Annotated in this window: 14 protein-coding genes; 10 read left to right on the top strand and 4 right to left on the bottom strand. The window is 64.5% G+C overall.

All coding sequences use genetic code 11. The annotated features are described in order from the left end of the window. From EN750_RS04060 to EN750_RS04045, 4 genes are all read right to left on the bottom strand, one after another. A partial coding sequence (locus EN750_RS04060; protein WP_145967400.1) for a GntR family transcriptional regulator occupies window positions 1–575 on the bottom strand: 575 nt, incomplete at its 3' end. A gap of 16 nt (window positions 576–591) precedes the next feature. Next, on the bottom strand, window positions 592–1,902 hold the full coding sequence (locus tag EN750_RS04055; protein WP_189526042.1) for an aspartate aminotransferase family protein: 1,311 nt from the start codon (window positions 1,900–1,902) through the stop codon (window positions 592–594). After that, window positions 1,903–2,961 carry a phosphotransferase gene (locus tag EN750_RS04050; RefSeq protein WP_127395698.1) on the bottom strand — a complete coding sequence of 353 codons (1,059 nt, stop codon included), beginning with the start codon at window positions 2,959–2,961 and terminating at the stop codon, window positions 1,903–1,905. After that, window positions 2,958–4,253, bottom strand: a complete 1,296-nt coding sequence (locus tag EN750_RS04045; RefSeq protein WP_189526040.1) for an ArgE/DapE family deacylase — start codon at window positions 4,251–4,253, stop codon at window positions 2,958–2,960. Before EN750_RS04045 ends, EN750_RS04050 begins: the two co-directional genes overlap by 4 nt. Window positions 4,254–4,422: 169 nt before the next feature. On the opposite strand from EN750_RS04045, the gene EN750_RS04040 reads away from it, so the two are divergent. The 10 genes from EN750_RS04040 to EN750_RS04005 form a co-directional block, all read left to right on the top strand. Then, the gene (locus tag EN750_RS04040; protein ID WP_127395696.1) at window positions 4,423–5,121 is read left to right on the top strand and encodes a GNAT family N-acetyltransferase; all 699 of its coding nucleotides are present in this window, start codon (window positions 4,423–4,425) and stop codon (window positions 5,119–5,121) included. Beyond that, window positions 5,122–6,297: a hypothetical protein gene (locus tag EN750_RS40430; protein ID WP_245482608.1), complete on the top strand. Its 1,176-nt coding sequence runs from the start codon at window positions 5,122–5,124 to the stop codon at window positions 6,295–6,297. Window positions 6,298–6,306: 9 nt separating this feature from the next. Next, window positions 6,307–7,848, top strand: a complete 1,542-nt coding sequence (locus EN750_RS40425) for a LuxR C-terminal-related transcriptional regulator (protein WP_245482606.1) — start codon at window positions 6,307–6,309, stop codon at window positions 7,846–7,848. A gap of 84 nt (window positions 7,849–7,932) precedes the next feature. Next, window positions 7,933–8,421 (top strand): hypothetical protein, encoded by a 489-nt coding sequence (locus tag EN750_RS41440; RefSeq protein WP_281062265.1) that lies wholly within the window; start codon window positions 7,933–7,935, stop codon window positions 8,419–8,421. Between the two features lie 4 nt (window positions 8,422–8,425). Further along, window positions 8,426–9,052 (top strand): hypothetical protein, encoded by a 627-nt coding sequence (locus tag EN750_RS41435; RefSeq protein WP_281062264.1) that lies wholly within the window; start codon window positions 8,426–8,428, stop codon window positions 9,050–9,052. 4 nt (window positions 9,053–9,056) lie between these two features. Continuing rightward, window positions 9,057–9,914 (top strand): urea ABC transporter permease subunit UrtB, encoded by an 858-nt coding sequence (gene urtB / locus EN750_RS04025; protein ID WP_127320912.1) that lies wholly within the window; start codon window positions 9,057–9,059, stop codon window positions 9,912–9,914. Continuing rightward, window positions 9,911–10,897 carry a branched-chain amino acid ABC transporter permease gene (locus EN750_RS04020; protein WP_127395695.1) on the top strand — a complete coding sequence of 329 codons (987 nt, stop codon included), beginning with the start codon at window positions 9,911–9,913 and terminating at the stop codon, window positions 10,895–10,897. The genes urtB and EN750_RS04020 overlap by 4 nt, the downstream gene beginning before the upstream one ends. Continuing rightward, window positions 10,894–11,598 (top strand): ATP-binding cassette domain-containing protein, encoded by a 705-nt coding sequence (locus EN750_RS04015; RefSeq protein WP_127395694.1) that lies wholly within the window; start codon window positions 10,894–10,896, stop codon window positions 11,596–11,598. Before EN750_RS04020 ends, EN750_RS04015 begins: the two co-directional genes overlap by 4 nt. A 2-nt stretch (window positions 11,599–11,600) precedes the next feature. Beyond that, entirely contained in the window at window positions 11,601–12,302 is a 702-nt protein-coding gene (locus EN750_RS04010) for an ABC transporter ATP-binding protein (RefSeq protein ID WP_127395693.1), read from the top strand. Window positions 12,303–12,395: 93 nt separating this feature from the next. Beyond that, window positions 12,396–12,564: twin-arginine translocation signal domain-containing protein (locus EN750_RS04005; RefSeq protein WP_189526038.1), on the top strand; the 169-nt coding region annotated here is incomplete at its 3' end.

The raw sequence follows: 12,564 nt of genomic DNA, 5'->3' as shown, positions 1-12,564 counted from the left end.
CCGCTGCGCTGCTCCAGTGCGGCGACGATCTTGCGATGCGCGTCGTTGGAGTGCGGGATGTAGCGATCGGCCTGCATCAGCAGCTTGAGATAAGGCCCAACCCGCCCCCAGAGGTCGCGGATCATGTTCAAAAGGATCGGCGCGCCGGCATGCTGGTAGATGGCGAAGTGGAACGCCTCGTTCAACGAGAGATAGGCCCTGGCGTCGCCGGCCTCGATGGCACGCTGCATGCCGGCGAGCGTCGCCTGTATGTCAGCCAGCCCGCTTTCGCTCATCCTGGTCGCCGCCATCTCGCCCGCCAGTCCCTCGACGGCGATACGGATGCGCGTCAGTTCCTCGAAGGCAGGCGCGGACAGCAACGGCACGATGACCGAGCGGTTGTTCTGCATCTCGAGCAGTCGCTCGGCGACAAGCCGCTGCAGCGCCTCGCGGATTGGCGTGGTCGAGATGCCGAACGTCTCGGCGAGCTTGCGTATAACCAGCGTCTGCCCCGGGCTGAAACCACCCGAAATCAATTCCTGCTTGAGCGCACCATAGGCGCGGTCATTCAGGGTCTGATGTTCGAGCTTCAGCATGCGCGGCCCGCTCCGATCACCAGTTCGACAAAGCGCGATCGAGCGTCTCGGCCAGTTGCTCGGCATTGTCCCTGGCAAACGGCAGTGGCGGCCTGATCTTCAGCACATTGCCGCGCGGACCGCAGGACGAGATCAGCACGCCGTCCTCGCGCATGGCTTCGACGACCGCCGATGTCTTGGTGGCGGCCAGCGCCTCGTCACCGTCCGCCGTCAGCTCGACACCGAAATAGAGGCCGTTGTGCCTGATATCGGCGACCGCGCCATGCCGGCTCTGCAGGGCGCGCAGCAGCTCAGCCGTATAGGCGCCGACATTGCGCGCATTCTCGATCAGTCCTTCGCCTTCGATCACCTCCAGAACGGCGAGGGCGACGGCGGCAGCGACCGGATTGCCGCCAAAAGTGTTGAAGTAACCGGTGTTCGAGCCGAAGGAGGCGACAAGTTGCGGCCGCACCAGCACGGCACCCATCGGGTGCCCATCGCCGATCGGCTTGCCCATCGTGACGATGTCGGGCTCGACGCCGTAATTCGCGAAGCCCCACATGCCCTGGCCGAGCCGGCCGAAGCCAGACTGGACCTCATCGGCAATGACGATGCCGCCGGCCTTTTTTACATGGTCGGCCGCCTCGCGCATTACCGCCGCATCCGGAAAGAAGATGCCATCGCTGGAAAAGGCCGAGTCGAGAAGCAATGCGGCCGGCCGGATATTCTTTGCGCGCATATCTTCGATGGCGGCAGCGACATTTCTGGCGAAATCATGTGCGGCCCGGCCATGGTCGCGGAACGTGTCCGGCGCTGTCACGGTGCGGTGCTGCGCGGGCACGCCCTTTGCCCCGACCGCCGCCGGCGACAGCTGCGCCGTCGCGATGGTGGCGCCGTGATAGGCAAAGTCGGTGATGATCACCCCGGTGCCGCCGCTGGAATGCTGGGCGATGCGGATGGCGAGGTCGTTGGCCTCGCTGCCGGTGCAGGTGAACATGGCATGGCCGAGATGGGCCGGCACGGTGCCGAGAAGTTTCTCCGCGTAGTCGAGGATGATCTCGCTGAGATAGCGTGTGTGGGTGTTAAGCGTGGCGGCCTGCCCCGAAAGCGCCTCGACGACACGCGGATGGCAGTGTCCGACCGAGGCGACGTTGTTGTAGGCGTCGAGGAATCTGCGACCCTGGGCATCGTAGAGCCACACACCGCTGCCACGCACCAGATGGATCGGATTGCGGTAGAAGGCGCGGTAAGTCGGCCCGAGCAGCCTGGCGCGGCGCTCGAGCAGCGCGCGCTCCGATGCAGCCGCGTCGGCATTTGAAGGATATGGCGAGGACTGGGACACGAGCATTTACTCCGGATTGGAATTGTCGAGAAAATAGCGGCGGGCATCGGTGGATGACAGACCATCAAGCTTTTCGAGCGAAGCCCAGACCTCGGTGGCGAGGCGCAGCACGTAGTCGCGTTTGGCCGGGAAACGCTCGGCCTGCCAACTGGCGATGTTGACGATGAGCGCAAGGCGGGCACGGATCAGATTGAAGAGAATGCCGATCTCTTCGGCCTCCAATGGCTGCACCGACTGATAGCCGGCGACAAAGCGCACCGCCGGCGCAAGCGGATGACCTTGCGCCGGCCAGCGATAAACGGCGCCGATGGCGAGGTCGCAGATCAGCGGCGAATGGATCATGTCGCCGAAATCGAGGATGCCGCTGACGATCTCCGGCCGCGACGCGTCCATCACCACATTGTAGGAGTTCATGTCGTTGTGGACGATCTGCGCGCGCAGGGTGGGGATGACCGGCGCCGCATGCTGCTCGAAGGAGTCGATCGCGCGCTCGACCATCGCCCGCCGGCTCGGATCACTGATATGCGCCATCATTGGCCGTGTCTTGGCGACCTTGCGGATGTCCCAGAGCAGGTCGTTGCCGGCGGCCGGGTGGAAGAAGCCGCGCAGCGCCCGGCCAAGGCGGGCGAGGAAGATGCCGAGATTGCGATCCTGCGCCTCCGAAGTCGGCGAGCGCGACAGCAGCTGACCGGGCAGATAAGTCACCAGCCGGATGATTCGCGGCGCCGATCCACCAACACTGGCCGCAAATTGCGGCTCGCCTTCAAGGCTTTTGCGCACCGAGGGAACCGGCAAGGTGGGGTCGACTGCAAAGATGTGGTCGAGCGCCTTGTTCTGGAAATCGGTGAAGCCGGCCTCTTCCGCCGGATGGGAGATCTTTAGAACGAACTCACGCTCGCCGTCGGCCTGGATGTGGAAATTGTGGTCGCGTTCGCCAGGCAGCGGACGCGCGGTGCCGGTCAGCCCGTAGTGCCGGCGCAGGATGGCAAGCGCTTCGGCCGCCGAAACATCAGGCGCGTCCTCGGCGAGTGTTTCGCCGAACGCATCGGGGACGGCCGCATTCATGGCTTAGCCTCGATAGGTTCAAGCCCGCACCAGTCGGCGATGAACAGCGCGATGGTCTGGGTGACCTTGCGCACCGAGTCGAGATCGACCGCCTCGTCATAACCATGCGGCATGCGGCAGATCGGGCCATAGACGATCGCCGGCGTGTCGGCATAGAGGCCGAAGAAGCGTGCATCCGTCGTCGCCGAGGTGACGTGTTCCGTCAGCGGCTCGCCCCAGACGGCGGTATGGCTGCGGCGCAGCACGGATTCCATCTCGTCGGCACCCTCCAGCACATAGCCTTCGGCCATGAAGCCGTTGTAGGTGAGGCTCGGCGGACGATTGGCCAGGAACGGATCGGCACGCGCCGCTTCGGCGATACAGGCCTCGAGCTCGGCTCTCGCGTCTTCGAGCCTCTGGCCGGGATAGGTGGCGACGCGCATCTCGAAGACACATCGCGCCGGAACGCTCGATGTCCATTCGCCCCCTTCGATCTTGCCGAGATTGAAGCGGATCGGGTGCGGGTGATCATGGAAATGCTTGTCGTCGACCTTGCGCGCGTTCCAGACGATTTCGAGTTGCTTCAGCGCCTGGATGATGACAAATGCCTTTTCGATGGCATTGGCCCCGGCCGAAAATGCACCCGACGCATGCTGCGGGTCGCCGTCGACCTCGACCCGGAACCAGATCGGCCCGACCTGCGCCCGCATCAGCCTCGGCTCCAGCGGTTCGGGAATGAAGGCGGCGTCGGCGCGGTAGCCGCGCTGCAGGCAGGCAAGCGCGCCATTGCCGGTGCATTCTTCCTCGACCACCGACTGGAGATACACGTTCGCGGCCGGCTGATAGCCAAGGCTGCGCAATGCGGCCAGCGCATAGAGGCAGGCGGACAGGCCGGCCTTCATGTCGCCGGCGCCACGGCCATGCATCCAGCCGTCCTCGATCACCGGGTCGTAGGGATCGCGCACCCAGCTGTCGAACGGTCCGGTCGGCACGACATCGATATGGCCGTTGAGGATCAGCGAGCGGCCGGTCGCGTTTCGCGGCGTATGCGTGGCAACGACATTGAAGGTGTCGTCATAAGAAACTGCCACGGGTGAAAAACCCGGCAGGTCGCGAATCGCATCGACATCGACGCGCCACATGTCGACGGCATAGCCGTCAGCCTCAAAGGCAGCCGCCATGAACGATTGTGCGGCATGTTCCTCGCCACGCTGCGAAGGAAAACGCACGAGGTCTTGCAGAAACGCTACCTGCCGCGCGAAGCCGTCATCGACCGCGCTCAGAATGGCCTCGTCCGCAATCCGCTCAGGCATCATATTTCACTTTCTTCTGAATGGTGTATCATATCTCATATGCCATTCCTGTGAAATGCAAGAGGCATACGCGCCAAACTTTCAGTCCAGGGTTTGCCGTTCGATGCTGCCATGGTCTTGGGGAGTTGGCATCGGATGCAGCAAGCCGATACTGCTATCTCTGGAAGACATGACGGGGAATGCGTTGATCACCGAAGACACGATGCCGGCCGAAATCACCGATCTCGCCATTGGCTACCATCGCCTGCCGGCGGGCAAGCTTGCCAATGCGGTGACGTGGATGGAGGCGCGCTCGCCGCAGCCCGATCTCGCGCACCCCTTGGCCATGACACGGATCACGACGCCCGACTGCGCTTCCTATCGGGCGATCTTCCTCGAGATCGGCGCGCCCTGGCTTTGGGACCGTGTTTCCGAAATGTCCGATGCCGAAATCACCGAGCATTTCGCCGACCCGCGCCAGCATCTCTACTACGGCCATGACGAGACCGGCGCCCATCTCGGTATGGTCGAATTCTTCGTCGCCGACAGCAGCGAGATCGAGATCATCTATTTTGGCCTGTTCCCGTCCCTGACCGGCAGGGGTTTCGGCAAACGGCTGATGGCCGGGGCACTGGACCTCGCATGGTGTCTCAACCCGAGCCGCATCTGGCTGCATACAAGCAGCTTCGATCATCACAGTGTCATCGGGTTCTACAGTGCCTGCGGGTTCGTGCCGTTCGCGACCGGATTTGAGATCGTCGACGATCCCCGGATCAAGGGAACCTTGCCGCGCGATGCCGCACCGCAGATTCCGCTGATCGAAACGGAGTGGAGCAATGGCAAGGGAGCCGCGCTTTCCCCGGAAAAGCGACAAGTTGCGCGGACCTAGATGAGAACAGCCCCGCAATCCGTCAGCCAAGCGTCGCCGCACCATCGCCGATGGGTTCGCCGCGAGACCATCCTGTCGACGCTGGAGCGCCATATCGACACGCGCATCGTGCTGTTCGCCGCGCCGGCCGGCTTTGGTAAATCGACGACGATGGCGCAATGGGCCGCGGAAGTCGCGCGCCACGGTCGGCTGACCGCTTGGCTGTCTTGCGAAGCGACGGACAATGACGAGGGCGCCTTCCTGTCGCATCTGGTGGGCGCGCTGCGCCAACTGGTCCAGAGTCCGGCGGAACTCGACCTCGCCTTCCAGTCGAGCCCGATCCCCCAGCTCGATGTCGTGCTCTCGGCACTTGTGGCGGGTCTGGCGGCGCGCCAGGCCGACATCACCCTGTTCTTCGACGATTACCACGCCGTCGAGGCGCCGGCGGTGAAGCGGTTCACGGAGCGTCTGACCCGGCAGGCGCCGGCAAACGTCGCCTTCGTCATCGGCTCGCGCAGCCTGCCCGACCTGCAGCTCGGCAAGCTCCGGGTGCTTGGCGACGTCTTCGAAATCGGCCCGGACGATCTGCGCTTCGCCTCGTCAGAAGCGGAAGCCTTCTTCAACGACAAGCTCGGCTTGAGCGTCAGCAGCGGTGCGGTGGAAACCCTGTGCTCGCGCACCGAAGGATGGGCCGCCGGCCTGCAACTGGCCTCGCTGTCGCTGAGTGCCGCACATGCACCCGAAACCGTCATCGGCAACTTCACCGGCGCCAACCGAAACGTCGCCGACTTCCTGATGGGCGAAGTGTTCCTGGAACTGCCGCCGGCAATCGCAAAATTCCTGCTCTACAGTTCGATCTTCGAACGCTTCAGTGCCGAGGCCTGCCGAGCGGTGATGCGGGCGGCCGATGCCGAGGCGGCGATTACCGAGATCGAGACGCGCAATCTGTTCCTGGTGCCGCTCGACGAAGAACGGCGCTGGTTCCGCTACCATCATCTGTTCCGCGATTTCCTCAGCCGCGAAATGGAGCGGCGCGAACCGGAGATGATCGCGCCGCTGCATCTGGCGGCCGCCGAATGGTTCGGCGAGCGCAAGATGCTGACAGAGGCGATCGGGCACGCGTTGGCCGCCGGCGACCATGCCCGCGCGGCGGTGTTCGTCGAGAACAATGCGCTCGACCTCATCGCCCAGTGCTAGCTCCTCTATGTGCGTCAGTTGCTTGCGCTGCTGCCGAGGACGCTGATTGACCAGCGCATCCGGCTGCAACTCGTCGTGCTGTGGCTGGCGGTGCACAGCAGTCAACCCGAGATTGCGCAGCAGACGCTTAGCAACGCGCGCAAGCTGGTCGAGGCCGGACCGGCCGACGGCAGTGACCCGGGCACCATGACCGGCACGACGATAAAGGCCGAGCTCGTGGTCCTCGCCGCTGCCGTGCACAGCACGCTGGAGCAGTTCGATCAGGCGCGCGACACAGCCCTTGCGGCCCTGCGCGTCATTGCGCCCGATGCCTGGTTCATGGAGGGCGCGACCGCCAACGTCATAGGCTACAACCTCTATGCGCTGGGCGACCTCGAAGGTGCCCGCGCCGCCATCGACGCGGCACGACGGGCGCACGAGCGAAGCGGCAGCCTGCTCGGCGTCACCATCGCCAATTGCTACATGGCCGTGATCGAGCGTTCGGCGGGCCGCCTGCCCGCCGCAGAGCGGCTGCTGCGCAACGCCATCATCGAGGCCAGGGCGCGGATCGGTGCAAACTCCTATGCCGAAGCCCTAGCCGGAACGCTGCTTGCCGAACTCGCCTACGAGACCAATGCGTCGGGCGAGGCGTTGACGCTGGTCGAGAATCTAGGACCGCAGATCGAAGGCGCGGCGGTCATCGTCTATCCCCTGGCCAGCGTGCCGACCTATGCCCGCGTGCTGCAGCTGACGGGCCGCACCGAAGCGGCATTGGATATGCTGGAGCGCGTCTATCAACGCGTGCGCGGCACGGTGTATCGCCGCCTGGCATCGATGATCGTGCATGACCGCATACGCGTGCTGCTCGACCAGAGCCGCAATGTCGAGGCGCGCGCGCTGCTGGCCGAGCATCGCGGAGAAGGGACCGAGGCGTCGATGGTTATCACCACCGCCAACGAGTTCGAATTCTTCGCCGAGGGCCGCCTGCTGACGGCCGAGAAATCCTATGCCGCGGCCGCCCGAATTTTCGACGAATTGTTGGTGCGAACGAAAAGCAGCGGGCGCATGCGCCGCCATATCCTCGCGCTGATCCTGCGCGCGAAGGCAGTCAGCGCCACCCATGACCAACGCGTGGCGGACCGTTATCTCCTCGAAGCACTACGTCTTGCCCAGCCGTCAGGCTTCATCCGTTCCTTCGTCGACGAGGGAAGGCCTGTCGTCGAAGGGTTGAGGCGGCTGCGTGCGGCTCAGGCGAAGACCGATCCCGCGCTGTCAGCCTATGCGACGCGCATCATCGATGCCGCGCAGGCGATGCCTGTCGCGACAAGCAAGCTGGCCGCACCAGCCGCTGAGAAGGAACAGCTCACCCAGCGCGAGGCCGAACTGCTGCGCTATCTCACTGAGGGCATGTCCAATCGCGATATCGCCTTGGCGCTGTCGGTGAGCGAAACCACGGTGAAATGGCACCTGAAGAACATTTTCGGCAAGCTTGCGGTATCCAACCGGGTGCAGGCGGTGCGCGCCGCGCAAGGGTCAGCAGGCGCCCATCCCCCTCCGAAAGGAGGGGTATAGAATAACGGGCACAACCCCTCTTTCGGGTCGGGCCACATGATCGTCAGCCTGCTAGCGTCACCTGGTTTTCGGAGGACGCTGCGGATGGCGACAGGCTACGTTTTTCACGAACAGCTGATGTGGCACGACACCGGCCCCAGCGCCGACATGATGCCGCCCGGCCGTTTCGTGGAACCCGGCCGCCATCTGGAATCGCCCGGCTCGAAGCGCCGGCTGAACAACCTCATCCAGGTCAGTGGCCTGTCGCGTCATCTGGTGCCGATCATCCCAGAGCCAGTCTCGATCGAGGACCTGCTGCGCGTGCACACGCAACGCCATGTCGACGATATCCGCATGCTCAGCGAGCGTGGCTCCGGTTTCGCCGGACCACAGGCGCCGATCGGTCTCAACAGCTTCGACATCGCGCTGCTGTCTGCCGGCACCACCTATGCCGCCATGCGCGCGGTGCTGACCGGCCGCGTCGACAATGCCTATGCGTTGGCGCGGCCGCCGGGGCATCATGCCGAACCCGACCAGGCGATGGGCAACTGCCTGTTCTCCAACATCGGCGTTGCTGTCCGCCGGACAGCATGAAGGTTTGCTCGGGCGCGCGGCGATAGTCGACTGGGATGTGCACCACGGCAACGGCACCGAGACGGTGTTCTATTCCGACCCGTCGGTGCTGGCCATTTCCGTGCATCAGGACAATCTCTACCCGACCGGGCGCGGTGCGCTGGCCGACAACGGGAAAGATGCCGGCAAAGGCTACAACATGAACATACCTCTGCCGGGGGGCAGCGGCACCGGCGCCTATGAAGCGGCTTTCGACCGCGTCATCGCACCTGCGCTGCGCGCCTACAGACCGGACCTCGTCATCGTCGCTTCCGGCTTCGATGCGTCAGGCTTTGATCCGCTCGGCCGCATGATGCTCAACAGCGAATGCTTCAGGCGGCTCGCCGCGCGCATGGTGGCGTTGGCCGCGGAAACATCGCAAGGACGCCTGATCATGACCCATGAGGGCGGCTACTCCGAAGGTTATGTGCCGTTCTGCGGCCATGCCGTCATCGAGACGCTGGCCAATCACCGTACCGAAGTGGTCGATCCGCTGTCGGACCATATCGACGAGTGGGCTGGGCAGGATCTGCAGCCACACCAGGCTGCTGCGATCGATGCCGCGGAGGGGCTGCTCGCCGGCCTGCGCCAACGTCTCGCAAGCGCGGCCTGACGCGATGGATTTTCTCATCACCACGCTGCTCAATGCTCTGACGCTGATCAGCATCCTGATGCTGGTCGGGCTCGGGCTGGCGATCAGCTTCGGCCTGATGAACGTCACCAATTTGGCGCATGGCGAGTTCGTCACCGTCGGCGCCTTCGCTGTCTATTTCGTCCAGAGCATAGGCGGCTCTTTCTGGCTGGGCCTGGCCGCCGCGCCCATCGCCGGCGCGGTGGTCGGCTGCATCCTCGAATTCGCCATCATCCGCCATCTCTATTCCAGGCCTGTCTCGACCGTTCTCGCCACCTGGGGTGTCAGCCTGATCCTGCAGCAAGGGCTGGAACTGACCTTCGGCCTCGGCGCCAAGCCCGTGACGCCGCCGATCGAGGGCACGCTCGATCTCGTCTTCACCGTCTATCCGGCCTACCGGCTGATCCTGATCGGCATCGCCATGCTGACCTTGCTCGGCGTCATCCTGCTGATCAGCCGGACGCCCTTCGGCCTCGATATCCGAACCGTCATCCAGAACCGCGAGATGGCCGAGGGCGTCGGCATCAACACGCGGCGCACCTACGCCATTGCCTTCACCTTTGGCGCGGCCATCGCCGGGCTTGCCGGCGGACTGGTCGCGCCACTGGCGATCGTGCTGCCGCAGATGGGGGTGAACTATCTCGCCAACGCCTTCTTCGTCGTCATCGTCGGTGGCGTCGGCTCGATTGGCGGCCTTGTCGCCGGCAGCGTCTTCGTCGGCGGGCTGACCAGCATCCTCAATTATCAGATCTCGCCGTCGCTGGCGCAGGCGATCGTGCTGCTGGCTGCCATCGTCGCTGTCCGTCTGCGGCCCAACGGTCTGTTTAACGGTGCGTCGCGATGATCGCCCGTGATCGCAACTGGCTGCTGATCTTCGCCACCTGCGTGGCGCTCGCGATCATCTATCCGTTCTTTGCCGGCGGCTATCAGCTGACGGTGATCCGCGACGCGCTGATCTTCGGCCTGTTCGCGGCGAGCCTCGACTTCTTCTGGGGCCGCACCGGAATCCTGTGTTTCGGCCACGCCGCCTTTTTCGGCATCGGCGGCTACATCATGGCGCTGGTCACACTCAATGATGCCATCCCCTTTGGAAGCTTACTCGGCATCATGGGTGCGGTGGCGGGTGCGGCCTTCGTCGCCGCCATCATCGGCTACTTCCTGTTCTTCGGCGGCATCCGTGGCAGCTATTTCACCATCGTCACGCTGGCCATGGGCGTCATCTGCCAGCAGGCCGCGGTCTCCTGGAGCTCGGTTACCGGCGGCGACAGCGGCCTGATCGGCATCCCGCCGATCGAGTTCGATCTTGGCGGGCTGCACGTCGATCTCAGCCAGGATCTGCCCAGCTACATCTTCGTCTCGGCCATCGTCGCCATGACGGTGCTGGCGCTCTGGTTGATCAGCCGTGGCCGCTGGGGCACAGTGCTGACCGCCATTGAAGACAATGAAATCCGGGCGGCCGCGCTCGGCCACAATGCGCCGTTGCGGCTGCTTGTCACTTTCGTCCTGTCGGCGGCGATCGCCGGCCTTGCCGGCGCCCTCTATGTCTGCATGGCCGGGCTGGTGGCACCCGATCTGTCCGGGCTGCTTCTGTCGACGGAAGTCATCGTCTGGGTGGCGGTCGGCGGACGCGGCACGCTGCTTGGGCCAGTACTGGGCGCCATCTTCATTCAGCGCGCGCAGCAGACGATCAGCAGCTTCAACCCGAGCCTGTGGCCCCTTCTCCTCGGCTGTGTCTTCGTCATCATCGTCTTCGTCCTGCCGGATGGCATCCTGTCGATCTACGCGCGGCTGAAAGGCCTGTTCAAGGGCAGGAGGCGCGCGCAATGAGCGACATCCTGCTCCAGGCTGAAAATGTCGGTATCCGCTTTGGCGGACTGCAGGCGCTGGAGGCTTTGAACCTCACCGTACGAGACAAGGAGCTTTGCTGCATCATCGGGCCGAACGGCGCTGGCAAGAGCACTTTCCTCAACGTGCTGACCGGCACGCTGCGTCCGACCAGCGGCAGCGTGCGCTTCCTCGGCCATGACATCGCCGGATTGCCGCTGCATCGCATCGCCCGGCTCGGCATCGCCCGCAAATTCCAGATTCCCTCGGTCTTCCCGAACCTCTCGGTGGAGGACAATCTGAAGGTCGCGCGCTGGGGCGCGCCTTCGCCAGTGCGCCCGGTTGGTGAACTCTTGGAACTGGTCGCGCTCGGTAACCGTGCCGCCACGCTGGCCGGCGAGCTCGCGCATGGCCAGAAGCAATGGCTGGAGATCGGGATGGCGTTGGCCATAGAGCCGCGCCTGCTGTTGCTCGATGAACCCACTGCCGGCATGACGCCGCAGGAGACGCTGGCGACGGCCGACATGCTGCTGCGGCTCAAGGGCGAGTTCTCGATCGTTGCCGTCGAGCACGACATCCGCTTCGTGCGGGCGCTGAACTGCGAGACATTGGTGCTGCACCAGGGACGCCGACTGCGCAGCGGTCCTTTCCACGACATCGAGACCGACGAGATGGTCCGCGACGTCTATCTGGGGAGGCGCTGAGCATGCTGCGGACACTTGCCGTCTCGGCCGGCTACGGCCTGCTCCCGGTGCTGAACGGCATCGACCTCAGTGTCGCGTCCGGCGAAGTCGTCGGCCTGCTTGGCCGCAACGGCGCAGGCAAGACGACGCTGCTGCGCGTCATCGCCGGCGGCTTGCGGGCAAGCGGCGGGGCAGTAGTTCTCGGAGACAAGGATCTCACCAACGCGCCGGCTTTCCGCCGTGCGCGCGCAGGCATCGCGCATGTGCCGCAGGGGCGCGGGATCTTCAACCAGCTGACGGTGCGGCAAAACCTGGAAGTCGGCACCCGCGCCGCCAAGGACCGTGGCGACGGCGGCATTCCGGCCGACATCTTCGGCTATTTTCCGATCCTGCGCGAACGCGAAGCGCAGGTCGCCGGCACGCTTTCGGGCGGCCAGCAGCAAATGCTGGCGATCGGTCGCGCGCTATGCGGCCTGCCGTCGGTGCTGCTGCTCGACGAACCCTCGGAAGGCATCCAGCCGAACATCGTGCAGTCGATCGCCGAACTGGTGCCGCGCATCGCCCGCGAGCGCGGCATCGCGATCATTCTTGTCGAGCAGAATCTAGATCTCGTTCTCAAGGCATCGGACCGCTGCCTGGTGATGGAGAAGGGCAGGATCGTCCACGAAGGTGCGCCTGAGACCTTCGCCGACGAGACCCTGCTGAAGGATCTGTTGGCCCTATAGAGCGCGCCTGAAGCGCGCCTGAAGCGCGCCTGGGAGCTTGTTGACTTGTAAGGCGTGCATGGGGCGCGCCTGGGACTGGAAGGGAACACAACAATGATAAGCAGAAGAACTGTCTTGAAATCCGGCGGCGCCGCGGCCGCCTTCGCCATCGTCGGCGCGCCGTCGATCCTGCGCGCCGCCGACACCGTCAAGGTCGGCCTGTCGATCCCGATCACCGGGCTGCAGGCGATCCTCGGCGAGACGCTGCTCAATTGCTACAAGC

This window comes from Mesorhizobium sp. M7A.F.Ca.ET.027.03.2.1 (assembly GCF_003999175.1).
Taxonomy (GTDB): domain Bacteria; phylum Pseudomonadota; class Alphaproteobacteria; order Rhizobiales; family Rhizobiaceae; genus Mesorhizobium.
Note: the sequence above shows the minus strand (reverse complement) of the source record. Positions and strands in the feature narration are given on the sequence as shown.

Bases quoted from the DNA above. Each gene is read 5' to 3' on its own strand.
- EN750_RS04055 (WP_189526042.1), bottom strand. From the start codon at position 1,902: ATGCTCGTGTCCCAGTCCTCGCCATATCCTTCAAATGCCGACGCGGCT.
- EN750_RS04050 (WP_127395698.1), bottom strand. From the start codon at position 2,961: ATGAATGCGGCCGTCCCCGATGCGTTCGGCGAAACACTCGCCGAGGAC.
- EN750_RS04045 (WP_189526040.1), bottom strand. From the start codon at position 4,253: ATGCCTGAGCGGATTGCGGACGAGGCCATTCTGAGCGCGGTCGATGAC.
- EN750_RS04040 (WP_127395696.1), top strand. From the start codon at position 4,423: ATGACGGGGAATGCGTTGATCACCGAAGACACGATGCCGGCCGAAATC.
- EN750_RS40430 (WP_245482608.1), top strand. From the start codon at position 5,122: ATGAGAACAGCCCCGCAATCCGTCAGCCAAGCGTCGCCGCACCATCGC.
- EN750_RS41440 (WP_281062265.1), top strand. From the start codon at position 7,933: ATGGCGACAGGCTACGTTTTTCACGAACAGCTGATGTGGCACGACACC.
- urtB (WP_127320912.1), top strand. From the start codon at position 9,057: ATGGATTTTCTCATCACCACGCTGCTCAATGCTCTGACGCTGATCAGC.
- EN750_RS04020 (WP_127395695.1), top strand. From the start codon at position 9,911: ATGATCGCCCGTGATCGCAACTGGCTGCTGATCTTCGCCACCTGCGTG.
- EN750_RS04015 (WP_127395694.1), top strand. From the start codon at position 10,894: ATGAGCGACATCCTGCTCCAGGCTGAAAATGTCGGTATCCGCTTTGGC.
- EN750_RS04010 (WP_127395693.1), top strand. From the start codon at position 11,601: ATGCTGCGGACACTTGCCGTCTCGGCCGGCTACGGCCTGCTCCCGGTG.